The sequence below is a fragment of the Streptomyces sp. NPDC005374 genome (genome assembly GCF_042872225.1).
Taxonomy (GTDB): Bacteria; Actinomycetota; Actinomycetes; order Streptomycetales; family Streptomycetaceae; genus Streptomyces.
The window spans coordinates 113,970-136,502 of record NZ_JBIAKA010000006.1 but is presented as its reverse complement, the minus strand read 5'-3'; the positions used below and the strand labels follow the sequence as shown (position 1 = coordinate 136,502).

Annotated in this window: 22 protein-coding genes and 6 pseudogenes; 13 read left to right on the top strand and 15 right to left on the bottom strand. The window is 67.9% G+C overall.

The window, feature by feature from the left end; all coding sequences use genetic code 11:
* Positions 1-61: 61 nt before the first annotated feature.
* Complete coding sequence (locus ACFYRX_RS16870) at positions 62-1,513, bottom strand: PucR family transcriptional regulator (RefSeq protein ID WP_389100199.1); 1,452 nt, start codon at positions 1,511-1,513, stop codon at positions 62-64.
* A 102-nt stretch (positions 1,514-1,615) separates the two neighbouring features.
* On the opposite strand from ACFYRX_RS16870, the pseudogene ACFYRX_RS16865 reads away from it, so the two are divergent.
* The 6 genes and pseudogenes from ACFYRX_RS16865 to ACFYRX_RS16840 form a co-directional block, all read left to right on the top strand.
* Positions 1,616-1,841, top strand: a pseudogene (locus ACFYRX_RS16865) (arginase family protein); the annotation flags it as partial.
* Positions 1,842-2,167: 326 nt separating this feature from the next.
* A complete protein-coding gene (locus ACFYRX_RS16860) occupies positions 2,168-3,634 on the top strand; it encodes a purine-cytosine permease family protein (protein ID WP_389100197.1) in 1,467 nt (488 codons plus the stop codon).
* Positions 3,635-3,999: 365 nt separating this feature from the next.
* The gene (locus ACFYRX_RS16855; protein ID WP_389100195.1) at positions 4,000-5,394 is read left to right on the top strand and encodes a serine hydrolase domain-containing protein; all 1,395 of its coding nucleotides are present in this window, start codon (positions 4,000-4,002) and stop codon (positions 5,392-5,394) included.
* Positions 5,395-5,999: 605 nt separating this feature from the next.
* Positions 6,000-6,131 (top strand): annotated as a pseudogene (locus ACFYRX_RS16850) (cupin); the annotation flags it as partial.
* Positions 6,132-6,450: 319 nt separating this feature from the next.
* A complete protein-coding gene (locus ACFYRX_RS16845) occupies positions 6,451-7,476 on the top strand; it encodes an MDR family NADP-dependent oxidoreductase (RefSeq protein ID WP_389100193.1) in 1,026 nt (341 codons plus the stop codon).
* A gap of 45 nt (positions 7,477-7,521) precedes the next feature.
* Positions 7,522-7,992: a MerR family transcriptional regulator gene (locus tag ACFYRX_RS16840; protein WP_389100191.1), complete on the top strand. Its 471-nt coding sequence runs from the start codon at positions 7,522-7,524 to the stop codon at positions 7,990-7,992.
* Between the two features lie 217 nt (positions 7,993-8,209).
* Here the strand turns inward: ACFYRX_RS16840 and ACFYRX_RS16835 are convergent.
* Positions 8,210-8,596 (bottom strand): annotated as a pseudogene (locus ACFYRX_RS16835) (homoserine O-acetyltransferase); the annotation flags it as partial.
* Positions 8,593-8,717 (bottom strand): annotated as a pseudogene (locus ACFYRX_RS16830) (PLP-dependent transferase); the annotation flags it as partial. The pseudogenes ACFYRX_RS16830 and ACFYRX_RS16835, both read right to left, overlap by 4 nt.
* A gap of 972 nt (positions 8,718-9,689) precedes the next feature.
* Here ACFYRX_RS16830 and ACFYRX_RS16825 point away from each other — a divergent pair.
* Entirely contained in the window at positions 9,690-10,124 is a 435-nt protein-coding gene (locus ACFYRX_RS16825; protein ID WP_389100189.1) for a DUF4345 domain-containing protein, read from the top strand.
* Here ACFYRX_RS16825 and ACFYRX_RS16820 read toward each other — a convergent pair.
* The 5 genes and pseudogenes from ACFYRX_RS16820 to ACFYRX_RS16800 all read right to left on the bottom strand — a co-directional run.
* Positions 10,123-10,440: pseudogene (locus tag ACFYRX_RS16820) on the bottom strand (transposase family protein); the annotation flags it as partial. The gene ACFYRX_RS16825 and the pseudogene ACFYRX_RS16820 overlap by 2 nt on opposite strands.
* A 45-nt stretch (positions 10,441-10,485) precedes the next feature.
* Entirely contained in the window at positions 10,486-11,049 is a 564-nt protein-coding gene (locus ACFYRX_RS16815) for a hypothetical protein (protein ID WP_389100187.1), read from the bottom strand.
* A gap of 191 nt (positions 11,050-11,240) precedes the next feature.
* On the bottom strand, positions 11,241-12,203 hold the full coding sequence (locus ACFYRX_RS16810; protein WP_389100185.1) for an NAD(P)-dependent alcohol dehydrogenase: 963 nt from the start codon (positions 12,201-12,203) through the stop codon (positions 11,241-11,243).
* A gap of 472 nt (positions 12,204-12,675) precedes the next feature.
* The gene (locus ACFYRX_RS16805) at positions 12,676-13,149 is read right to left on the bottom strand and encodes a cupin domain-containing protein (protein ID WP_389100183.1); all 474 of its coding nucleotides are present in this window, start codon (positions 13,147-13,149) and stop codon (positions 12,676-12,678) included.
* A gap of 120 nt (positions 13,150-13,269) precedes the next feature.
* A complete protein-coding gene (locus ACFYRX_RS16800) occupies positions 13,270-13,848 on the bottom strand; it encodes a YceI family protein (RefSeq protein WP_389100181.1) in 579 nt (192 codons plus the stop codon).
* A gap of 101 nt (positions 13,849-13,949) precedes the next feature.
* Between ACFYRX_RS16800 and ACFYRX_RS16795 the strand changes: the two genes are divergently transcribed.
* From ACFYRX_RS16795 to ACFYRX_RS16770, 6 genes and pseudogenes are all read left to right on the top strand, one after another.
* Complete coding sequence (locus ACFYRX_RS16795) at positions 13,950-14,807, top strand: helix-turn-helix domain-containing protein (RefSeq protein ID WP_389100179.1); 858 nt, start codon at positions 13,950-13,952, stop codon at positions 14,805-14,807.
* Between the two features lie 218 nt (positions 14,808-15,025).
* Entirely contained in the window at positions 15,026-15,349 is a 324-nt protein-coding gene (locus tag ACFYRX_RS16790; RefSeq protein WP_389100177.1) for a hypothetical protein, read from the top strand.
* A 430-nt stretch (positions 15,350-15,779) separates the two neighbouring features.
* Complete coding sequence (locus ACFYRX_RS16785) at positions 15,780-16,637, top strand: acyl-CoA thioester hydrolase/BAAT C-terminal domain-containing protein (RefSeq protein ID WP_389100175.1); 858 nt, start codon at positions 15,780-15,782, stop codon at positions 16,635-16,637.
* 102 nt (positions 16,638-16,739) lie between these two features.
* Positions 16,740-17,093: a transposase gene (locus ACFYRX_RS16780; RefSeq protein WP_389100173.1), complete on the top strand. Its 354-nt coding sequence runs from the start codon at positions 16,740-16,742 to the stop codon at positions 17,091-17,093.
* A gap of 227 nt (positions 17,094-17,320) precedes the next feature.
* A pseudogene (locus tag ACFYRX_RS16775) lies at positions 17,321-17,413 on the top strand (IS3 family transposase); the annotation flags it as partial.
* 380 nt (positions 17,414-17,793) lie between these two features.
* The gene (locus ACFYRX_RS16770) at positions 17,794-18,276 is read left to right on the top strand and encodes a GNAT family N-acetyltransferase (RefSeq protein WP_389100171.1); all 483 of its coding nucleotides are present in this window, start codon (positions 17,794-17,796) and stop codon (positions 18,274-18,276) included.
* A 58-nt stretch (positions 18,277-18,334) separates the two neighbouring features.
* Here ACFYRX_RS16770 and ACFYRX_RS16765 read toward each other — a convergent pair whose 3' ends face one another.
* The 7 genes from ACFYRX_RS16765 to ACFYRX_RS16735 form a co-directional block, all read right to left on the bottom strand.
* On the bottom strand, positions 18,335-18,634 hold the full coding sequence (locus ACFYRX_RS16765; protein WP_389100169.1) for a transposase: 300 nt from the start codon (positions 18,632-18,634) through the stop codon (positions 18,335-18,337).
* A gap of 82 nt (positions 18,635-18,716) precedes the next feature.
* Positions 18,717-19,241, bottom strand: coding sequence for a TetR family transcriptional regulator C-terminal domain-containing protein (locus ACFYRX_RS16760; protein ID WP_389100168.1), 525 nt, complete (start codon positions 19,239-19,241; stop codon positions 18,717-18,719).
* Between the two features lie 466 nt (positions 19,242-19,707).
* Positions 19,708-20,217, bottom strand: a complete 510-nt coding sequence (locus ACFYRX_RS16755; protein WP_389100166.1) for a hypothetical protein — start codon at positions 20,215-20,217, stop codon at positions 19,708-19,710.
* 89 nt (positions 20,218-20,306) lie between these two features.
* The gene (locus ACFYRX_RS16750; protein WP_389100164.1) at positions 20,307-20,504 is read right to left on the bottom strand and encodes a hypothetical protein; all 198 of its coding nucleotides are present in this window, start codon (positions 20,502-20,504) and stop codon (positions 20,307-20,309) included.
* Positions 20,505-20,532: 28 nt separating this feature from the next.
* Positions 20,533-20,736 carry a hypothetical protein gene (locus ACFYRX_RS16745; RefSeq protein WP_389100162.1) on the bottom strand — a complete coding sequence of 68 codons (204 nt, stop codon included), beginning with the start codon at positions 20,734-20,736 and terminating at the stop codon, positions 20,533-20,535.
* Positions 20,737-20,926: 190 nt separating this feature from the next.
* Entirely contained in the window at positions 20,927-22,048 is a 1,122-nt protein-coding gene (locus ACFYRX_RS16740) for an NADAR family protein (RefSeq protein ID WP_389100160.1), read from the bottom strand.
* Positions 22,049-22,102: 54 nt separating this feature from the next.
* Positions 22,103-22,492: a hypothetical protein gene (locus ACFYRX_RS16735; protein ID WP_389100876.1), complete on the bottom strand. Its 390-nt coding sequence runs from the start codon at positions 22,490-22,492 to the stop codon at positions 22,103-22,105.
* Between the last annotated feature and the right edge of the window lie 41 nt (positions 22,493-22,533).

Here is a 22,533-nt window from a genome sequence, read left to right as displayed (position 1 = left end):
AACAGCCATGCGGTATGTGTCGCGACGCTGCGGGGTGAAGACTTTCCGAACGTTCAGCTGGTCAGTCGGTCAGTCCGAGTTGCCCGGCCGCTCGAATGGCCAACCAGACCTCGGCGAAGGTTTCGGTCGACGACAGACCCCTCCCGGACAGGTCTGCGAAGCGGCGCAGTCGGTAGGCCAGGGTGTTGGGGTGGATGTGCAGAGCCGCTGCTGCGGCATCAGTGCGGCGGTCGCGTTCCATCCAGGTGCGCACGGAGATGAGCAGATCGGCGTTGTGAGCGGCGTCGTAACGCATCACGTCTCCGAGGACATGCTCGACCAGTGCGCTCAGCACCGTCGGATCGTCTGGGAGCCAGCGGCCGGTCGGGTCGTTGCCGTAGCGGACCAGTGGTCTGCCCGACTGGGCGGCCTGGGACACCGCCCAGAGCGCTTCGCGCTGGGCGACTCTCAGCGATTCCCCGGGGGCGAAGGAGCGGCTCATGCCGACCGCGACACCGGGAATCGCGGCGATCGCCGTCCCCAGCTCCGGGGGACCGAGAAGATAGCGCTCGTCGCCGCGGTTGAGCATCAGGTACGGGAGTTCGTCCAGGTTGCGCAGTAGGTCGTCCTCGCTGACGGTGCGCACCACCACGAGCGCGATGTCGCCCTCGATGGACAGCCGCTGCAGGCGGCGCCTCGCGGCGGCGGGGTCCAGGACGTCCTGGAGCAGTTCGGCCAGCGTCTCCGCGCCTTCGCGCCGCAGAGTCTCGCGCTCCTGGCGGACCATGGCCAGCTGCAGGGCGGCGACGGTGGCGATGTGCTGAACCACCGCGAGCCCCGCCGGACTGGCGCCCCGGCGCTCCAGTGCGACCAGGAATCCGGCCGGGCCGCCGGGGGCGAGCACGGGCACCGCGAAGCCGCCGGGGATGCTCGGCGGCGCATCCACCGAGCCGGGGAGCAGGTCGGGGTCGGGCACGGGGACGCCAGGCAGCAGGGTTCGTCCCTGTGTCGTGCACAGATACACCTGGTAGCCGGACAGCCGCTCCAGTCGGCGGAACAGTACGGCGGTCTCCAGTCGCTCGGTGGCAAGCCAGCGCAGGGCGCCGAAGACCTGCAGCTGCGCTCCGAGGCGCTGTCCGGGGATCTCCTGGACGGCTGCTGCGACCTCCTGCGCGATGGCGATGAAGGGCACGGAGAGGGGGACTTCGAGGACGGGCATGCCTCGTTCCTCCGCCGCCTGGACGAAGGCGGGATGCAGGGGAGGCACGTGGAGCTGGGCGGAGAGCGCGAGTGCGGACACGCCCGCGTCGTCGAGACGCTCCAGATAGGCGCGCTGGCGGGCTCCCGTGCGGGGCAGGGCCAGCCCGGTGGTCAGAATCATCTCGGCGCCAAGCAGCCAGGGCGTGGGGTCTTCCAGTTCGCTGACATGGGCCCAGGACACGGACCGTCGCAGGCCGCTCGCGCCCGCCAGAACGGTCAGCTGGAGGGCGGGGAAGGAGAGCAGGTCCTCAACGCTAAGTTTGTGGTCGGCCACAAGAAAGATCCTAATACTTCATTCCTGAGACAATTGTCGATCCTTTACGACGGTCACACACTGGGGCACACGCCGTATCGGGAAGGAGAGCCGCGATGACCGATCCAGGGACCTGTGGATTCCTCGCGAGTCCCGCGCCGCGCCGGCCTCGCGACCTTCGCGCGGTTGCCCCGACTGGACCAGGTGGATCGGTGCGATGTCGTCGCCGGCGCCGGAGTGCCTTTCGACAACGGGTCTCCACCGGCCCGGCCCACGCTTCGGTCCCTCGGCAGCGCGTGAGCCAAGCAGGTCGCTGCGCCCGTACAACCGTGCGCCTGCTGTCTCACCACGTACGATCTGGTCAGCCCGCCGGGCCCGGGCGTGAAGTAATGAGCCCGTCCGCCTGCCGGGTCCGCAACGTTGCGGACCCGTCTGAGGCAGCCCCCACCGCAACCCGGGCCGGATGCCGACTCTCGCGCCTCCCCACGGCACGAGCCGCGAGACCCGGTTTCGGCGGCAGGCACTTTTCAGCCCACCCCAAGGACCCGCACCCCCTCTCATGAGGGTGGCCGACTCTCGCGGACGGAAGACACCGTCGTTTCCCCTCCAGCGGCCCAGGCCGTACGCAGCACAGCGGCCCATCACCTATCGCGTTGATCCAGAGGAGACGCCGACGTGGCGGAAACGACGAGTACACGGACCGAAGTCCCCGAGGCACCCAGCGGAACCCTTCGGGCGGAGACCCGGTCCATCGACTGGGTTCCCGACGCCGAACGGCACGGAAAGATCTGGCACCAAGGACCCCTGTGGTTCCTGGGCAACTTCCAGTACTTCACCGTCGCGCTGGGCTTCGTCGGCCCCTCGTTGGGTCTGCCCCTGGGGCAGACCATTCTCGCGGGGGTGCTCGGCATCGTCGTCGGCACCCTGTTCATGGCCTTCCACGCCTCGCAGGGCCCGGTCCTCGGGCTGCCCCAGATGATCCAGTCCCGGGCCCAGTTCGGCTACCGCGGCGTCGTCCTGGTCCTGATCGGCACTCTGTTCACCTACCTGGGCTTCAACGTCGCCGACCAGGTACTGCTCGCCGAGGGACTGCACGGCGTGTTCGGTTGGAGCCCCGGCTGGGTCGCGGTCGGCACCGCGCTCCTGGCGGTCCTGCTCGCCGTCTACGGGCACGACTGGGTGCATCGGGCCTTCCGTTGGCTGCTGTACGTCTCGCTGCCCCTGATGGTGCTGCTGACCGTGGGCGTTCTGACCGGGCAGGCAGGCGGCCACGCCCCCAGCCACCACCTGGCCTTCACCTGGGCCGCCTTCTTCGCCCAGTTCTCCGCCGCCGCCGCGTACAACATCACGTACGCGCCCTACGTCTCGGACTACTCGCGCTACCTGCCCCGTACGACCTCCCCCCGCGCGCTCATCGCGTCCGTGTTCTTCGGGGCCTCGGGCTCCGCGGTCTGGCTGATCGCCCTGGGCGCCTGGCTGGCCATCCGGCTCGGCGCCGCGGACGGCCTGGTCGGTCTGCGGGACGCGGGCGACAACTTCATTCCCGGCCTGGGCGCGGCTGCGGCCGTGCTCTCCGCGCTCAGCCTGGTCGCGACCATGGGCATGAACGCCTATGGCGGCATGCTGACGGTGCTGACGGGCATTGACTCGGTCCGCAGCATCAAGCCCACCCAGACAGCGCGCATCGTCACCATCCTGGGACTTGCCGCGCTGTGGTACACCGTCGCCTCGCTGATCACTGCGGACGCCGTCTCCACCATCTTCACCGCACTCACCCTGATGCTGTACCTGCTCGTCCCGTGGACGGCGACCAACCTGGTGGACTTCTTCGTGGTCCGCCGCGGGCACTACGCCATCACCGACCTGTTCACCCCCACCGGTGTCTACGGCGCGTGGTCCTGGCGCGGCCTGACCGCCTACGGGATCGGTTTCGCCGCGGAGATCCCGTTCATGGTCCTTCCCGACCTCGGCGGCTGGCACTACACCGGACCTGCCGCGCAGCAACTGGCCGGAACCGACATCGCCTGGGTCGTCGGACTCGTCGTGGCCGCCCTGGCCTATCTGGTGGTCGCACGTTCGCTGGACCGGAGCACGGAGACGGCCGCGATGACCGTGAGCGAGCAGGAGCTGGCCGCACGCTGACACCGAACGCCGGCAGCCCGCCGGACGAGGACGAAGCCACAACACGCCGGGATGCTCCCAGGGTTGTCCCTGCTGCGAGCATCCCGGCGATGCGACGAGCCGGGACACCGGCGCGTGGCGGTTCCGCAACCCTCGCGCGCCAGAAGACAGAAGGTTCGGCTGGTGGGTGATTCAGCAGGTGGACTGGAGGGGCGGCAGCTGTGGCGCCGGACGGGCCGGTGTCGAGGTGGCCACACATCGGGCCGACCTGTCGCCCAGAACAGTCCCGCGACTTTCCCGATCTTCCAGCGGTCAACGCCGAGGACGGGCAAGGATCATGGCTGAAGACGGGGAAACCCCTCCCCTTCCTCGATGAGGGAGTTGTCATGAGCGATGAGCGGGACACGCTGTCGGAGTTCGTCGAGGCGACAGCCACGAAGTTCGGGTTGCCCGGTGCTGCCGTCGGGGTGTGGGCGGACGGCCGGGAGGTCTACGGGTGCCACGGCGTGACGAGCGTCGAGAACCCGCTGCCCGTCGATCAACACACGCTGTTCGTGCTGGGCTCGGTCACGAAGCCCTTTACGGCAACCGCGCTGATGCGCCTGGTCGCGGAGGGGCGGGTCGAGCTGAACGCGCCGGTGCACCGGTATGTTCCCGACCTCACGCTCCCAGATGAGCAGGCTGCGGCGGAGATCACCGTGTTGCAGCTGCTCAATCACACTGCGGGCCTTGACTGGAGGATGAGTGTCGACACCGGCGAGGGGGACGATGCCCTGGCCGCGTATGTGGCAAGGATGTCCGAGTCGGAGCTGATCGCGCCGCCTGGTGCCCGGGCCTCCTACAGTCAGGTGGGGTACAACCTGGCTGGACGGATCATAGAAATGGTCACGGGTCTGACCTATGAGCAGGCCATCGCCTCGCTTCTGCTCGAGCCGTTGGGCCTTGGGCACACTTACTTCGCCACCGGTGACGTCATGACACGGCGCTTCGCAGTGGGGCACAACGTCGGTGAGAACGGGACGCCGGCCGTCGCGCGGCAGTGGAAGGACAGCCGCGGCAACAACCCCGGCGGGGGCGGCGCGTCCTCGGTGACGGACATGCTTCGTTGGGCCCGGTTCCATCTCGGTGACGGCCGCGGACAGGAGGGTGCCCAGGTGTTGCCCGCCGAGGTCCTGCAGCAGATGCAAGTGCCGACTGTCGAATTGCGGGGCAGCACGCTCGGCGACGCCTTCGGTATCTGCTGGTTCCTGCGCGACGTGGGCGGCGTTCGCACCGTCGGCCATGGTGGATCGGCCAACGGTCAGTTCACTGAGCTGCTGATCGTGCCCGAACGCAACTTCGCAGTCGTTGCCCTGTCCAACGCGGGCCCGGACGGCGGTCTCGCCTTCAACCAGGCCGCGGTCCGGTGGGCGCTCGAGAACTACCTCGGGGTCGTCGACCGGGACCCGGAGCCGCTGCCCTACGACGAGGAGCAGGCCCGGGAAGTCGTCGGGAGCTACGCGAACGACATGATGACGCTCACCATCGCCGTGGACGGGGTCGGGTTGACGATCGCATGCGGGATCAAACCGGAGATCCGCGCGGCGGCGGACACCGAACTGCCCCCGGATCTCCCGCCGGCCGATCTCGGCCTGCTGCCCGGCGACGCGGACGAATACATCGTCACCGGCGGCGGCCTGAAGGGGCAACGGGGCTTCTTCACCCGCGACGACAACGCTGTGATCACCGGTGTCGACCTCGCCGGCCGGTTGTTCAATCGCGTTCCCACGGCCTCCAAGTAACGGGAAGACCCGAGAGTCATCTTCGTCATGGGTGGGGACATGGGGACGGCCGTGCGAGTTGTCCACCGAGCTCGCTCCGCGCTTGCAGGCTCCCTGTGTGAGCCCGGGTGCCGTGACCGGAGTGGCGGTGCCCGCGAGCGTGAAGCCGGGGCCGGGCCGAAGTACGACGCCCCGGGACCGCCGTACCGGGGATCCACTCCCGCGGTCAACCGCCCTGCGTCATCGACCAGTTGGATCGAGGAGTGCGGAGACGCTCCGCCCCTCGCAGGGGTGGAGAGGAAGCGAGCGGATCACGGCGGCGGAGGGTGGCGCGGCACGCCGGCGTCATGGTGCCGACGCGGCGCGGGGCGAAGTAGGCCCGAAGGCCGTATCAAGGGGTGAGGGCTGCCGTTGGTGGTCCGGCCGGTGTCGGATCGACGGCCGTATGACGCGAGGGCCGACGCATGGCACCACTCCACCACCTCGACCGGCGCGGCCCTGCTGGAGCTCGCCCGCGAACCAGGCCCTCGCCTCTTCTGGGTCCTCTGTTGCGAGAACATTGGCGCAGGTCAAGCGTAATAGGCGCCTGTTGACATTCTTTTCGGAGCGGCTTTGGCGTCCGACTCATGAGCGAGCCGCTGACCACCCCCGGTGAAGGATTCCACCCTCATCTCGACGACAGTCCGAGCGACTCGGCAACGCCTCTGCGCGCCCGGTTGCACCACATCCGCGCCGGTGAACTGGACGGTGACACGGCCGTGCTACAGATTCCGGGAGGCCCGTCGGCGCCAGGAGCGGGGCGTTCTTCGAACAGCCCGATCACCTGGAGGGTGGGCCGCAGCTGTCGATCGCCTGTACGGAGAACCGCAGCAACGTCATCCTGCGCCGCGGCCATCCGGTTCGAACACCCCGATCAGCGGTCGTGACGTCGACAGGTGGATCGTGACGGGAGCGGAACGCGCCGAAATCGACTGAGGGCCCGTTCACGCTTGACCTTGACGCATGCGTCAACTCCTAGTGTCGGTGGGCGTCGCATGTGGTGTGCGGCGTCCACCATGACCAGTCAGGAGCCCGTAGATGTCCCTGTCCACATCGACCGTTCCCGCCACTCATCGCGAGATCCGTCTCGCCTCCCGTCCCGAAGGCGCCCTCAGCCCCGACCACTTCACCATGGCGGAGGTCCCCGTCCCGGAGCCCGGACCTGGGCAGGCGCTGGTGCGCAACCGTGTGATGAGTGTCGCCGCCTCACTGCGCACGCTGATGAGGGGCGACGCCGGGATGCCGTTGCCGTCGTTCGAGGTGGGCCAGCCACTGTCGGCCCCGGCCGTCGGTGAGGTGGTGACTGCCCCCGACGGCGGGGAACTGCGCCCCGGTGACCTTGTGTCGCACTGGGCGGGGTTCCGTGAGTACGCGGTCGTCGACACGAGCGCCGTGCAGCTTGTCGACCTGACGGTTCTGCCGGACCTGGTGGCGCATCTCTCGCAGGGGCCGTCCGCTTGGATCGGTGTCGTCCGGGGGGCTGAGGTGCGCGAGGGGGACACGGTCTTCGTCTCGGGCGCGGCAGGCGGACTCGGCACCCTGGCCGGGCAGTTCGCCCGCCTGCGTGGGGCCGGTCGGGTCATCGGCAGCACCAGCTCACAGCACAAGGCCGACTACCTGGTCGAGGTACTGGGGTACGACGCGGTAGTGCTGCGCGGAGCCGCTCCGATCGAGGAACAACTGCGCAAAGCGGCCCCCGAGGGCATCGACGCAGTCGTGGACAACGTCGGCGGGGAACAACTCCGGGCCGCCCTGGCCCTCGCCCGCCCCGGTGCCCGGGTGGGCCTGATCGGCGCGCTCTCCGCACAGGCGGGGGGCGAGATCGCGGCGCCTGTCGAGATCGACGCCTTCTCACTCATACTGCGGGGCGTCCAGCTGCGCGGCATCAACGGCATGCACCACCGGGACGCGCTGGCGGAATACGAGGAGGTGTTTGGCCGTTCACTGCGCGAGGGCACGATCACCGTCCCGCACGCGCGCCTGTCGGGAATCGACCAGGCACCCCGCGCCCTCATGGAACTGCTCGAAGGACACCACATCGGCACAGTGGTCGTGGACCTGTAGTCGCTGGACACCCGGCTGCTGGACACCCGACTGCTGGAGGACGGAATGCGCATCGGCGACGTGGCGGCGGCCATGGGCGTCACCACACGAACCCTGCGCTACTACGAGCAGCGCGGCCTGATCACGGCACGGCGTACGTCGTCGGGACAGCGGGAGTACGGCGAGGAGGACGTACGCCGACTGCACGCCGTCCGCGAGCTGCTGGAGTCCGGCCTCACCATCGGCGATGTGCGTCTCCTCATCGACATCCTCGACGCGGTGCCCGACCGCCCGAAGGTGCCTCCGGCTCGCACGGGTCCCGGCGCGGCCACCTGTGTCGTCCCTCAGGTGGCCATCCGGCGACTGGCCGAACTGGACGCGCGTATCCGCCGGTTGACGGAGCTGCGCGACCGCCTCGCCGACCGCATCGACGAGCGGATCGGCGCCTTGGTCGGCGAGCTCATCGGCCTGGTCCCCGAGAGTGTCGGCGCCGGCCCGGGCAGCGGGCCACCCGGTGGGTCGGAGGCGGAACAGTGAACCGACGGATTCGCGACGTCCTGGCCGTGGGCATGGAGGGCGCCGGCAGCTACGGCGTCGAAATCGCCCGCATCCTGACCGCTCACAGCCACACCATCGGCGAAGTCGACCGCTCCGACCACCAGATGCGCCGAGCAGATCGAGGCCCACTGCCGCCCGTACCGTCCTCAAACGTCTGGCCCGCCGCTGCCACCCGCTCGACGAAGAGGCCAACGACGGCCTCGGCGGCCACCTGGTCACGCTGTGTCAGAAAGGGAAAGCCGCTACCCCAATGGCGTCGACCCGGCGTGAAGGACGACGGTCCGGTGCTGCCCTGGCAGCCGCCGAGCACGTCCGGAGCCACGACGAACCAGCGGTCCGTGTCGAGGGCGCGCCCCGGGCCGACGAGCCCTTCCCACCAATCGGGGGTGGGGTGCCCGGGTCCGGCGGGGCCGAGCCGCCCCCACGTCTCGAACGCCGGCCGCACGCCCGGAAGTTCACCGCCCGCCTCCAACGGAAGCGGTTGGTCACGCTCGTACCACTGGCGACGTCCGAGGTCCCTCTCCCGCCAGGCCCCTGAGGCCGGCGGGAGAGGGACCTCGGACGGCGTCAGTACGGTGTTCAGGACGCGCCCTTCGCCGCGCGGAACCCTGCCTCCAGGTCGGCCTTGAGGTCGGCGAGGTTCTCGATGCCGACCGACAGGCGCGCCAGGCCGGGGTGCCGGTGGCCGCCAGCTGTTCCTCGTCGTGAAGGAACCACAGGGTTGACAGCCGCGCCCGGATTGCGGGTGGCGGTTGACCTGTGCGGTGGGAGAAGACTGTGCGGATACCCGAGCGCGGACTCAGCTCACGGCAGAACAGAGCGTGGTGGTGACACGCACGTAGTCAACGTGGCGGCGGGTCACGAGCACGGTCATGAGGCCAGATGACCATACGAGGGTGGCGACGCACCAGCACGAGGCACCCGATTCACCGGCTGGAACGCATGATGGACGCAAACTCGGGTGTGCTTCGGCTCGGTCAACGCGATTGCCAGGGCTGCCCGTTCATGGCGTTTACGACGTGGCCGGACCCGTGCAGGTGGGTAGCGCCTTGCGCGTAGCCGGATTTGGAGGGATCCGGGGGCGGTGCAGTTGAGTTGTCCGCGCTTGATGTGGCGGTTTCTGATGATGTCCAGAGTGGTCAGTCGCGTGTGCGCCATGAAGGTGGCGCTCCCTGAACCGTCGATGCCGTCGGCTTTGAACCGGCGGGTCGGCTGCCTCGATGATCCGCCGTCGCGTCGCCTGCTTGCGGTCTCTCGGTAATGCCCCTCCATCAATCGCCTCTCCAACCCCTCGCGCCCTATGATAGTATGAGCGTAATGCAATCGATCGGGGAGCCGACGATGACAGGTCACCTCCGAGGTCCACCCGATGCCCGAAGGACAGCACTCGTTCATCCTCGCCGCTGGCCGCGTACCCGAAGTCGACCAGGCCATCGCGCAGATGGGCCAGTGGCTGCGCCGGCATCTCGACGCCTGAACAGCGCAGTTCATCTCCTTGATCGGGCGCCCGTTCTGGTCGCGAACGGCGAGGACGACCGCGTGCTTCCAGCACGAGTATCGGTCAGCCTCGTGCATCGCCTGCCGAACGCCTCACGTCGGATCCGCCCCGACGCCGGCCGTGAGGGCGTCTTCCCACACCACGAGCAGTTCGTGCCGCATGTTCTGGAGCTTCTTCGATGAGCTCCCAAACCGGAGGTATCAGAAAGATGAGTCTGAAGAAGATGGTTCTTGGTTCCGCGGGTCTCGGGATCGCCGTGATCGGGTTGGTCTATCTCGTGGCTCCCCACCTCTTGCTCGACGTCTACGGGGTCGACATCCAGTCGCCGTCGGAGGCGAACCTTTTCAGGAGCGGTTCCGGGTCACTGTTCGTAGCCATGGCGATCCTGTTCTGCCTGGGAGCCTCCAACCCGCGTTACACCAGGACTTCGCTCATCACGCTGTTCACCTTCATGAGCGGCCTGGCTGTGGGGCGCCTGGTCAGCTTCGTGGCGGATGGGTGGCCCCATGCGGTGCTGATCGCCGTTTTTGTCGTCGAGGCTTCCTACGCCGTCGCTGCGGCCTATCTGTTGCGGGTGGAGGACTCCTCCCCGCAGCTGAAGGAGACCGTCTGATCAGCACAGTGCGCTTGCGGAACCACGTGCGTTGCTGGAGCGCGAGCGGGGGTCCGAAACGGTCGATGATGCGGTCGGCGGTCGACTTCGAGACTCCGAACAGCGGGGCGGGCTGCCGCAGGGTCAGGTTCGTCCGCCAGTACGCGGCGACCAGTAGAACCCCGTCCTCCAACGGCAGGCTCCACGGTCGACCCCTACGGACCGCATCCGCTCCTTCCCGGCGCAGCGAGGCGATCAGCTCCCGGAACTGACGCAGACTCAGCTCAGAGAACCGGGCTGTCCAGGAAGGGTTCGGCGCTGTGATCCCACCAGACACCACAAGATCTTTTCCCGCACCGCACCCATGCCGGTCTGCGGGTAGTCATGAGGAGGGACATCTCTGCGGCTCAACAGCCCTGAGCAGACACTCGCGGTCGTCCGCGCTGATCAGCCCGTCAGGATGAGTCTCGTCCGCCAACAACGCGCGCACCGCAGAAGCGTGTGCGGCGAAGGCGGCCCTGCACCATTCGCGCTCCGGGTGATCGCTTTCGTCGCCGAGCAGCAGGACTTGGCGTTCGTTGTCCGCATCGACGGGTTGAGACAGCTCCGCGGCGACGATCAAGAGGTCGACCAGGCTGGAGCGCACCGCGATGTCAGGGAGGGCTGCCAGTCGGATCAGGAAGGGCAGGGCGGCCGGCATCACAGGGCTCAGGTGAAAGACGCTGTTCATCAGGAGGTTGTCGAGCACGCGCATGGCCTCGGGGCCGGCAACCTGATCAAGGAGACCACGAAGCAGCGCCGGGACCCCGGCGGGACACCCGGGAATCTGCGACCAAGCGACATCGGCGCAGCCCAGAAGCGCAGGGTGGCCGCTTTCAGCTTGCTTCAATTGCGGATACTCGCGGAGGAATCGAGCGACGGCAGCCTCCTTGGCCGCCGCATCCACTACGCACATCCCTCTGCCCCGCTCCATCTCGCACGACATCGCCCCGAAGGGCGTCCGGGACAGGACTCTTCCCCGGGCAGGCGTCGAACGCAAGTGCCGAGGCCAGCGGCTGACGCCCCCACCCCGGGGGGTAGTGGCGTGCAGCCTGGCACCGCATTCGGGGACAGCCCTCAGCTCTGTAGTACCGGGCGCTAAACGAGGCGGATGACGTGCTTGCCGCGGGCATGGCCGGTTTCGGTGGCTCGGTGGGCGTCCTGGATCTCGTCCAGGGGATACACGCGCTCGATCACCGGACGCACGTCTTTCCTGTCGACGTGATCGGCGAGGCTTTTCAGGTCCGCGCGTCGGGGGCTGGCCACGATCAGGCGTACGCGCGGACCGGGCAGGATGAGGGACAGCAGGGCGAAGAGTATGGCGCCGGCGGTGGGCGAGGCGATGCGACCGCCGGGGCGCAGGGCGCGTCGGTAGGCGCGGACAGAGGAGCCGTGGCAGTCGAGGATGGCGTCGAACTGCCCTTTGAGGGCGCTCGGTTGGGTGGTGGCGTAGTCCTGGGCCACGTCGGCGCCGAGTTCGCGGCAGAACGCGGCGTTGGCGGCGCCGGCGATGGTGGTGACGTGGGCGCCCCAGGCGTGGGCCAGCTGGACCGCCGAACTGCCGACGCCGCCGCTCGCGCCGACCACGAGCAGCCGTTGGCCGGAGCGCAGGCGCAGGGTGTCCCGCAGGGCGCGCAGTGCGGTGATGCCGACCGCGGGCAGGGCGGCGGCTTCCACCAGGTCCGTGCCGCTGGGGGCGGTGCTGACGGCCTGGGGCTTGGCCAGGACGTATTCACCGGCCGCGCCCGTCCGTCCGGACATGTCGCTGAGGATGCCCCACACGTGTTCTCCCACCGTGACGTCGGTGACCTTGCTGCCGAGTGCGACCACCTCCCCGGCGAAGTCGCCTCCGGTGCCTTTGGGAAAGCGTCGCCCGGATATCAGACGCAGCCCGCCGGAGCGGATCTTCACGTCCATCGGGTTGACGCTGGATGCGTGGACCCGAACGAGCACCTGGCCCGGCCCGGGGGACGGACGCGGAACGTCACCGACGGAGAGCACTTCGGGGCCTCCGTAACGGTCGTACCGGACGGCGCGCATCACCAGCTGGTCAGACGACATGGACGGGCTCCCTGGCGGGCACGGTCGTACCTCTTTTGTCGGGTGTGGTCAGGAGTAGGAGACGGGGATCTTGCCCCGGGTGCCGGCACGGAAGGCGGCGACGCCTCCGCGGGCTGCTCCAGCGGGTAGGTGGCGGTGACCGGCACCCGCAGCACGCCTGAGGCGACCTGCTCGGCAAGGGGGGCATGGTCTGAGCGGTGGGGTCGGTCATGGTCGTAGCGCCCAGCCAACGACTGTCGCTTGCCCAGGGCACGCCCCCGGAGCCGACGCGGTTCCGGTGCCGCGGTGCCGAGGGCCGGGCACTGAGCGGCCCGCGATGGCTTCGGCGAGGAGGGCATAGACCTGCCGCGAACGGTCAGCCGGGCATCGCCTTGGGGACGCGTAGACCTCCGCGTGGTGCGGTACAAGCAGTTCCACCACACTGGATGTCGCCGCCACGATCGAGCCCGGCGAGCGTCGACGACACTAGTGATCAGTACGTCTCGGGGACGGGGGGTGGGTTGCCGTGGATCACGAAGCCGTACTCCTCCATGAGGCTGTGCGGGGCGTCGCTGCGCGAGTCGGTGGCTCCGGCCTCGCGGAAGTAGCCTTCGATGGCTCCGGGGTTGCACATGACGAGGAGTTCCGCGGTCGATGTGATGGCCTGGTAGCTGTGGGGGACTGAGCGGGGCCCCCAGACGAAAGCGCCGGGCTCGGCCTCGTACACCTCGCACTCGTCGAACGAGGTCGATCCGACCCAGAACCGGACGCGGCCGGACAGGACGATCCAGCTCTCGTCCTCTTGGCTGTGGGTGTGCAGGGGCGGCGCCTGGTCGGGGCGCGCGATCTGACGCGTGACGCTGACCAATCCGCTCGTCTCGGCGTTGCTCACCACCTGTTCGACCACGTTCATGTGGTAACTGAAGGTGGTCCCGTCGCCTGGATTGCGTACGAGGGCACTGCTCATGTGAGGTCCTCCTCCCGACGTGAGGCCCGAGGTCGTCGGCCCCGCGTCGAAGTCGCATGTGAGGGGTGCGTCGATCGTCACGCCCGCGGAAACGCTCCGCGGTGCGCGCTCGTTGCTCGGTCAGGCGTCCTGGGTCTGCGGTCCGGCGAACTGCATGTCCAGGCGAATCTTGATGACCTCACCCAGCAGGCCGGGGAAGAAGTCCAACCCGAAGTCGCCGCGGCGGATCTCGCCCGACGCCTCGAACCCGGCGTGCTCCCTCTGGTCCAGAGGGGAGTCCACCACCCCGCCGAACTCGACGGCGAGCGTGACCGGGTGGGTGATGTCCGCGATGGTCAGGTCCCCCGTCATCGTCCAGTCCTCACCGTCCCCGGAGATCCGCGTCGAGCGGAACGTCATCGTCGGACGCTTCTCCACATCGAGCAGCTCGGCCGAGCGGGTGTGCGCGTCCCGGTCGGCGTTCCCGGTGTCGACGGAGGCCAGGGCGATCTCGGCGGTCACCCGTACGTCGTCGAGGGTCTCACCGACGTACAGCCCGGCCGTGAACTCGGTGAACCGGCCGCGCACCTTGCTGATCCCGAGGTGGCGGATGGTGAAGTCGACCGATGAGTGGTGGGGGTCGAGTTCCCACTCGCCGGGAGTGAGGGGCAGCGCGGCGACGGCCGTGACAGCGGTTTTCGCAGGGGTGTCATTGCTCATGCCCTCATCGTGCGGGCCCCGCGGCGGGGGAGGGGAGACCGGCCGAAGGGTAGTAGTGGCAGGGCCACCCTTCGCGCCGGGGCACGCTGTACTTTCGAGAGGTGAACGACAACGAGTTGGGCACCTTCCTGCGTACCCGCCGCGAAGCCCTCACCCCAGCCGAGGCGGGCCTGCCTGCGGGCTTTCGCCGTCGCACGCCGGGGCTGCGCCGCGCCGAGCTCGCCACCCTCGCCGGCATCAGCGTCGAATACCTCACCCGGCTCGAACAGGGGCGGGACCGCAACCCCTCACCCAAGGTCCTCGCCGCCCTCGGCGACATCCTCCAGCTGTCGACGGCGGACCGTCTGCTGCTGCACCGGCTGACCAGGGAACACGGCGAGGACAAGCACTTGTGCCAGGCGGTCACCGCACCGCCGGAGCGCACGGTGCGCCCCACCGTGCGGGCACTCCTGGAGACTCTGGAGCCCGCGCCGGCCGTCCTGCTCAACAGGATGGGAGACATCCTGGCCTGCACACAGGGCTACGAGCGGTATGCCCGCCCACTCGGCCTGCTCGACGGCGACCCTCCCAACATGGTGCGGTACCTGTTCACCGACGACCGGTCCCGCGCCGTGTTCCCCGGGTGGGACCGACTGGCCGACGAGCAGATCGCCCATCTGCGCAACGAGGCCTCGCTGCACGACCCTCATGTCGCCGTCCTGGCCGACGAGCTGACGGCGGTGGCGGGGGCGCCGTTCAGTGACCGGCTCGCCGCTGCTCCGGCCCTGCCCTCCCGTTTCGGGCTTGAGGTGGTCGAGCATCCCGAGGCAGGCCACCTGCGTCTGTCGTTCGAGACGCTCGTGCTTGCGGACGAGGGCCGTCGCCTGGTGGTGCACCTGCCGGCCGACCAGACCACCGCCACCGCGCTGGACCGTCTCAATGGCCGCAGGCCAGGGGCACTGCGGGCAGTGAGCGGCTGACCTTCGATCCGTCAGGTCGCCCATCTCGGTAGCGCCACAGCGCGCCACGACCGTGCCGGACGAAGCAGGTCGTGAAGCCCAGCCTGTTGCTGACCTCATGCGGTCGTCGAGGGGCGCACGCGGAAGGCCGCGGACCAACGCTACGATGCCGGGCGCGGTCAGAAGATCGGCGTCATCACGGCGTACAGCCACAACCAGTCGGGGAACGAGTGTCCAGCATGGGCCAAGATGTGAACTCTCCCGGCCCCGACACCGAGCAGGCGGCCACCGGCCGTCTCCTCGAGGTGGTCCGTTCCTTCGTGACCACTCACGTGGCGTGGAAGCCGCTCTTCACCGGGGCGGTCATCACCGGGGAGGACTGCATGCGCCTGTACTTCCGTTCCCCTGAACGGGACCGCACCTACGGGGTGGACGTGCTGATCAGCCGCACCGGCCCCGATCTGCTGGGCGCCCTGGTCTCCCCGGCATACCTGGCGAACGAGCATCTGCACCAGCCCTCCGACGACCCGCACTGCGACGTAGTCGTGGACTGCACCGCGTAGTCGCGGCTTCCGGTTCGTGGGCCGAGTGTGCCGGCGCAACATCACCAAGAGGTGAGGGACATTGGGAGGACGACGATCGCCTGGTACACGGCAGGTGCACTCGCCGCGACAGCCGACGTGCAGGGTCGGCGCTGCTGCTGGACGGAGGGGAAGGGCCCCAGATCCCTCCGGGTGGGACTTCACGGCTTCTCCTGAGCCCGCCGCGCATCGTGCGGCGCTCTGCGGCTCCGCCCAGGCGACTCCAACTGGCCCCACTTCGCGGACGGTTGGTGAAGGCCGGGCGATGTGAGGCGGCTCCGGAGGGCGAGTTCATTCGGGACCACCGGATTGACACCGTCGGCGGCTGTGCGGGTCGGGTGTGGTCGTTCCGGGAGGAATGGCAACGCCGGTTAGGCTGCGCTGACAGTCGAGGCGGACCGACGGGGGCCACGTGGATGTCACTGAGCGCGAGCTGATCGACCCGTGGGAGGGCGTTGTGGCCGCGCCCGCCCGAGGCAGTGACATCGGTGTCCTGGTCCTGGCGGGTCCCAGCGGGCGGGTCGAACGGGAGAGAGCACGCGTCCTTGCCCAGCAGGGCATGACGGCCGTGTCGATCCGCTGGTTCGGCGGTCCGGGGCAGTCTCCCGGGATCTGCGAGATCCCCCTGGAGACGTTCACCGCAGCCGTCGACTTCCTCCGGTTGAACGGGGCGGAGCGCATCGGCATCCTGGGCACTTCCAAGGGGGCTGAGGCAGCTCTGCTCACGGCAGTGCACGATCCGCGCGTGGACGTCGTCATCGCGATGTCGCCCACGTCGCGGGTCTGGTGCAACGTCGGACCAGGCCGCGATGGAGCACGGCACCCTTATCGATCGTCCTGGACCTGGCGAGAGCAGGCGCTGCCTTTCGTCCCGATGGACGATTCCTGGACTCCCGCAGAGGCTGACGGTGGGCCGGTCGCCATCCGCGGGTGGTACGAACTCAGCGAGCGGACGTTCGCTGGTCTGCTCGCTGCGGCCGAGATCCCGGTGGACACGGCGCGGGCTGATCTCGTGCTGGTCGCAGGCGGCGACGACGCGATGTGGCCGTCTCTTCCATTTGCCGAACAACTGGCACAACGCAGGCGCTCAGTTGGGGCTACGGTGCGTCTGATCTCCCGCCACGATGCCGGCCACCGCCCACGTTTTCCTGGCGAGAACCCGGCATCGGCATCCACACGCTTCCAGTACGGAGGCACGCCCGAAGCTGACGCGCTTTTGGGGACGGCTGCCTGGCCCCACATCCTCGACGTGCTCCGCGGCGGGAGCTGACCCTCCCTTGATCGCGCACGAAGCCCGGAGTGGGCTTGATCCGTTGTGACGGACATCTGAGATCAGGGGTTCTGCCCCGGGAGGATGTCCATCATGGAGAGCATGGGGAAGAAGAAGCCTCGCCCTCGTCGCTCGTTCACGCCGGAGTTCAAGGCGGAGATCGTCGAGCTGTGCCGACGCGGTGACCGTTCGGTCGGTCAGATCGCCAAGGACTTCGATCTGACCGAGACCGCGGTGCGTGCCTGGGTGAAGCAGGCCGAGGTCGATGCGGGTGAGCGGGACGGCCTGACCAGTAGTGAACGCGAGGAGCTGGCCGCGCTGCGGCGGGAGAAGCGCCGTCTGCGTGAGGACGTCGAGGTCCTCAAGCGTGTGACGGCTTTCGTCGCGTCAATGTCAGGCTGTTGGCGATCGGCGGGTGGGCATGGGCCGAAGCCGCGTTTGGTGGTTGGTCCTTGATGTGCCGCCTTCCGGTGGCAGGATCCTGTCGACCGGCGGGCTGGCTCGTTTCTTCGCTGCCCCGTACGGCGGTGGCTTGTCGGCGATGTGCCGCCCGCCGGTCGTAGGCCGTCCGGTGCGGTGTGGCTTGATAGGAGCGTGCCGCTGGCCCGATTGAGGCGTGCCCCGGCGTCGGACGATCACCTGAGCATCCGGCATCGTCGCAGGGAGGCACGTTGATCGTCGTCGCCCACATCGCGATCTTCGATTTCATCGAAGGCTGGTACAACTTGCACAGACTGCACAGCAGCCTCGGCTACCGCAGTCCCGCCGAATACGAGACCGCATTCGCAGCCCGACCACCACACCAATGGTGTCCGTCAAAGCGGAACAAGCTCAGTCGCCCACGAGATCTACCGAACCCTCCTCACAGCGAAGAGGCAACCTCGGAACCAGCCCCCACCGGTTGACATCGATAGGGGCATCAAACTTGCCATTCGCTACGAAGCGACCGTCCTCGTCGCGGCCATCAACGAGTGGCTGTAATCGAAGTACTCGACATGCGGGCCGGGCGTTACGATGCGGACCATGGAGTGCTTTCCCGCCTCGCGCACACGTCACTGAGGGCTCTGCTCACTGCCAATCCTGTGGCCGGGAGCGGGGCTACCGATGCCTTTGTTCCGCCCAGGTATCAAGCCCTCAGCCTGAGAGGTACACCTCCATGCTCATCCGTGCGTTCACCCAGCCGGACCTGGCACCACTCACCGAACTGACCATCGACACGTTCCGGCCGTTCTACGAGGACTCCTTCCGCCCACTCATGGGTGAGGCCGTCTTCGCCGTTCAGTACGGCAACTGGCGCAACGACTACCGCAAACAGGTTGCCGAGCTCCACGCCCCCGAACGGCACACATACGTCGCCGTCGCCGAAGCGGACGGCATCATCGCGGGCTACGTGGCATGGAGCGTCGCCCCGGTCCATAAAAAGGGTGAGATCACGATCCTCGCCGTCTCCGCCCAGCACCGACAACACCGCGTGGGCCGTGCACTGTGCGAGTACGCCTTCGAAGAGATGCGGGCCCTCGGTGCCGGGGTCGTCGAGATCGGCACCGGAGGAGACCAGTTCCACGCTCCGGCCCGAGCTCTCTATGAGGCGCTCGGATGCACACCCCTCCCACTCACTGTCTACTTCCGCGAACTCTGACACCTCCCGGACTGGCTTGATCGTTGACGTCCGACGTCGAATGGCGCCTCGAACTTGATCACTCGGCTCGGTAACTGCCGTACGCCAAAGCAGCCTTCGCCTGAACATGTGCTCCGACCCAAGGAACACACACGTTCAGCACAACGGCCGTGAGGACGAGTCCGCGGCATCGCGATGCCCGGCGAGAGGCGTTGGCCCAACTGTCATGCTTCCAGGGGACCCCCGTCCGAGCTCTGAACAGCATGCCGTTGACGACCTTCCGGTGATCGGCCCACTGCCCGCCCGGCCTGCCATTGCCCGGCAAGAAAGGCTCAATCTTCCGCCACTGCGCATCCGTGAGCTCGTGTCGCCGCACCATACGAGCGTCCTGCCCGGACGACCACGAGATCCACCCCGCCCACCAAGAGCCGTCAGAAACGACCTAGCACCTCCCGGTGCCCTCAGGCAGGCTCCGCGGGTGTGGGCCCCAGGATGCGGATCGCGAGATCGATCGCGGTGGTCAGACGCTCGATGTCGTGGCCGGCGCGTTCCCGCACCCGCAGGCCGAGCACCGTGGTGAACAGCATCTCCACGGCGTCGTCGATGTCGAGACCGGCGGACAGTTCGCCGCGGTCATGGCCCTGGGCCAGTGCCGAACGCAGGGCCTGGCGGGTGGCCTCGAAGGCGGCCTCGGTCCGTCGGCGGACCTTCTCGTCGGTGGTGCCGAGCTCGGTGGCCGTGTTGACCACGAAGCACCCGCGGCCGGACTTGCCGTCGGACGGGCAGGTGACCAGCCACAGCATCCATTCCCGCAGCACCTCCCGAACCGGACGGTCCGCCACCTCCAGCCGCTGCCCGGCCTCGGCCGACTCGGTGGCCCGGTAGTGGTCGAGCGCACGCAGGAACAGCGTGTGCTTGTCGGTGAACGTCCGGTACAGGCTGCTGGGCGTGAGTTGCAGCTGCTGCTCCGGGAACAGCCCGGACAAGGCAAGCAGATGACAGTGGGCCCTGTCGGTCTTCCGCCGAAAGCAGGGTCACTGACCGGGTACTGCAGAGGCAGAGACGCTGGGGGGCTGTGGCGAAGGCGTTTTGTCCGAGTCGTCGGACCGTTTCCGAACAGGGTGTTGCACGCGGCGATAAGCAAGACGGCGCCCACCACGAGCACACTTCATCGACGACGTCATCGTCGAGGACATCGGCGAAGGCGCCGGTGGCTGGGAGGTCACCGGCGCCTCGTACTCCGTCGAACTCTGGTAACGGGTCGCACGAGCAGTCCAACCGCCTGCCGCAGCGGCTTGTCGCCGTGCACGCAGAGACGCCAGGCGTTGATCGCGAGGAGGATGGACCGGCCGATCAGCCTCGCGGCGGCGTGCTGGACACGCCGCTGACGAGATACACCCGGTGCCGCCCTCCTGTGAGGCGGTTCGCGACTCCAGGATCCGTCCATGCACCTCAGTGCGAGGAACGGCAGGTGTTGTGGTGGGCGATGTCGAGGACGAAGCGCTCGGGGCGGTGTAGCTGCTTCGTCGTGTAGGAGGGCTTGCTGTTGAACGCGGCCCCGAAGGTGACGACGCCCTCGAAGTCGCCGGTCAGTGCGAAGCCCTTGAGTTTCGGCAGATTCAGCTTGATCAGGCGCGGGCCTTTGTAGACGTTCCTGCCCGCGTTGTTGTGGGCTGCGGCTGAGGAGAGCTTGATCTCCAGGAAGTGCTTCCCGGCCAGCGGGACTTTCTTCCCCGAGCTGTCGTAGCGGAGTTCCTTGACACGCGTGACGGTGGTGGGCGGCAGTTTGCCCTTCACATCGATGACGACCCGGTCGAAGGAGCAGTGACCGGCGATCCTGGCGTTGACCACGAGACTCGTGGACGGTGCCGGGGACGTGGCGGCGGCAGAGGTCGACGCCGCGGTGCCGGCCAGCAGGAGTGCGCTGGCGGTGATGGCCATGAGGCGATGGCGGGTGTACATGACGCCCCCTTATGAGATGTCGGGGACTGGTGGTTATAGTATGAGACATATGTGAGGGTCATACGGTTGCATGCTTTGGTTAATAATTCTCATGTACTGACGTGCGATCGCCGACCTCGACGGTCGCCGGCATTGCCGCGGTCGGCCCAGACCCGGGTGATCTGCGGCTGGGTGAGGCGCAGCCACCAGAACACGTCGCGGGCGGCGTCGCGGTCCAACCCTTCCAGGACGGCGCGCACATCCTGGGGCTTCTGCTGCATCGCCACCAGATAAGAGAAAATCGCCACACCCTACCTAGCGGCGAACAAGCTCGAGTCATTCCTGTTCTGGGTGAGATCCGTTTTCGGAGACGCCCCCCTGGAAGAGGCCCTTGCAGCCCTGCCAGTCGGTGGCGATGCGCGTGCGCGCTCCGAACGATCCCTTGCCGTCGCCGTTGTTGCGCCACACGTTCCCCGCGCTGTCCCGCGAGACCAGGTCGGCCTTCACGTCGCCGGTGATGTCGCCGACGCCAACGATCACGTTGTAGGAGCCGCCCCAGTCGGAGAAGACCTTCGTGCGGGCGCCGAACGTGCCGTAGCCGGTGCCGTAGTACCGGTACAGGTTGTACGCCGTTTATCTGGACACTTTCATGATCGACGGACGCGGATTCACGCGGTCGTGTGTCACTCGATCGAGGCGAACTGCGCCGGGCTGCTCCGGTCGGTCACTGCTAGATGTTCAGCTTGGCTGCGACGAGTTCGGAACGGATCAGCTCCAGCAGTCGACCCATCCAGTTCCGGCCTTCGAGCCCGCGTTGCCCCCAAAAGGTCGATCCGACCTCGGTGTAGATCAATCGGGTGGCGCCGGTGGCCACCAGCGTCTCGGCGAACTCGGGGTGTTGCTGGAACTTCGCGCGCAGCAAGCGCGTCATGACGGCAACCCGAACCTGGGGCCAGTCGTCACGAAGGGTGGAACCCTCAGCGAGCTTCTGCGCGTCATACGGCCGTTCTGCGCCGAGGATCTCGGCCTGTCGGTGTTCATCGGCGACCGACAGCGCCCAGTAGGCGTGCGCAACCGTGGGATAGGTCCGACTGCCCATGGCGATCGCCGCGGGGAACTCGTTGCGCAGCACGTGGGTGCCCGGGTTCTCGGGCCAGCCGCGCGGGAAGACCACCTGGTTGAGATGCACGCTGCTGTCGACCGGTTCAGTCGGGCCGTCGACGGGTGTCTTCGTCTCGTGCTGCTTCCGCAACTGCTCGCGCTCCGCGAAATACTCCAAGGCGGAGGCGTGCATCTCGTCGGTGACATCGACGGTGTTTCCGTTCCACAGCTCGATCTGGTTCTCCGGGCCGGTCACGATCACCCTGAGGGGGAAGTCCTTTCGGTCCATGTCGCCCAGGGCGTATCTCCGCAGATGTGTCGGGATGGCCTCGTAGGCTTCGCGAACGGCGGTCCGGTTGGCCTCGGTCGGATCCTCTCGGAAGACGTCGACGGCAGTGAGGCAGCGGCCGGTGGAGTCCGGACGGCCATTGAGGTTGTCGATGTCGTCGCGGACCTCGCCGAGCAGCATCTCGGGGGTCAGCCAGGTCTTCGGCTCGGCGAACTTCCACGAGGCGAGGTGGTGGGCCGATGCCTGGGCGCCCTCGGGCAGGTCGGTGGCGACCCATCCGGAGGCGAGCTTGCCGGCGAAGCCCTCCAGGGTCTCCAGACCCCAGCAATCGACCATTCCGTCGGCGTAGATCAGCAGGTCGGTGAGGAAGTAGTTCCCGCCGTTACGGATGAAGGCGTGCCGCCAGGTTCCCTCAATGCGCTCGCCGTCCACGTTCCGCCACGTCCGCTGTCGTATCGCCATGCGCGACAGGGTAGTTGTTCGCACTCCCACAAGATCGGGATATTCCGGCTCGGGTCATCCAGGCAGCTCAGCGTGGGGTTCGCCGAGTTCGTCCAGCAGGTTGCAGATCCGCTCGGCAAGCCGTTGGTGTCGTTCGACCTCACGGCCCCAGCCTCGCTCTTCGGCGTCGAGCGCCAGCTGTTCTTCGACACACAGCCGTTCGCGCAGCCGTGGCGCGTACTGCGGAGTGGTGACGAACTTGGTGCAGGTCAGGTAGATGTCGCACTCGCATGTCCCTTCCTGCGGCAGCCGCAGGCAGCGTCCGAGCTCCAGTTCGGTCTTGTAGAAGTTGGTCTTGAGCCAGTCCAGGGCGTCCTGGTCGCCGACAGCACCCGCCCCTCGTCCGTCGCGGTGCCGAGTTCGAGGCGCTGAGCGCGTCGCGACGACGACAGCAGCCGCAGCCACTCCAGGAACTCCACAGCTCGGGCCGGCGTGAACCCGCCCGC

Bases quoted from the DNA above. Each gene is read 5' to 3' on its own strand.
- ACFYRX_RS16810 (WP_389100185.1), bottom strand. From the start codon at position 12,203: ATGTCGTCTGACCAGCTGGTGATGCGCGCCGTCCGGTACGACCGTTAC.
- ACFYRX_RS16740 (WP_389100160.1), bottom strand. From the start codon at position 22,048: ATGGCGATACGACAGCGGACGTGGCGGAACGTGGACGGCGAGCGCATT.
- ACFYRX_RS16805 (WP_389100183.1), bottom strand. From the start codon at position 13,149: ATGAGCAGTGCCCTCGTACGCAATCCAGGCGACGGGACCACCTTCAGT.
- ACFYRX_RS16845 (WP_389100193.1), top strand. From the start codon at position 6,451: ATGTCCCTGTCCACATCGACCGTTCCCGCCACTCATCGCGAGATCCGT.
- ACFYRX_RS16825 (WP_389100189.1), top strand. From the start codon at position 9,690: ATGAGCTCCCAAACCGGAGGTATCAGAAAGATGAGTCTGAAGAAGATG.
- ACFYRX_RS16790 (WP_389100177.1), top strand. From the start codon at position 15,026: ATGGGCCAAGATGTGAACTCTCCCGGCCCCGACACCGAGCAGGCGGCC.
- ACFYRX_RS16840 (WP_389100191.1), top strand. From the start codon at position 7,522: ATGCGCATCGGCGACGTGGCGGCGGCCATGGGCGTCACCACACGAACC.
- ACFYRX_RS16780 (WP_389100173.1), top strand. From the start codon at position 16,740: ATGGGGAAGAAGAAGCCTCGCCCTCGTCGCTCGTTCACGCCGGAGTTC.
- ACFYRX_RS16855 (WP_389100195.1), top strand. From the start codon at position 4,000: ATGAGCGATGAGCGGGACACGCTGTCGGAGTTCGTCGAGGCGACAGCC.
- ACFYRX_RS16800 (WP_389100181.1), bottom strand. From the start codon at position 13,848: ATGAGCAATGACACCCCTGCGAAAACCGCTGTCACGGCCGTCGCCGCG.
- ACFYRX_RS16770 (WP_389100171.1), top strand. From the start codon at position 17,794: ATGCTCATCCGTGCGTTCACCCAGCCGGACCTGGCACCACTCACCGAA.
- ACFYRX_RS16755 (WP_389100166.1), bottom strand. From the start codon at position 20,217: ATGTACACCCGCCATCGCCTCATGGCCATCACCGCCAGCGCACTCCTG.
- ACFYRX_RS16765 (WP_389100169.1), bottom strand. From the start codon at position 18,634: ATGGTGCGGCGACACGAGCTCACGGATGCGCAGTGGCGGAAGATTGAG.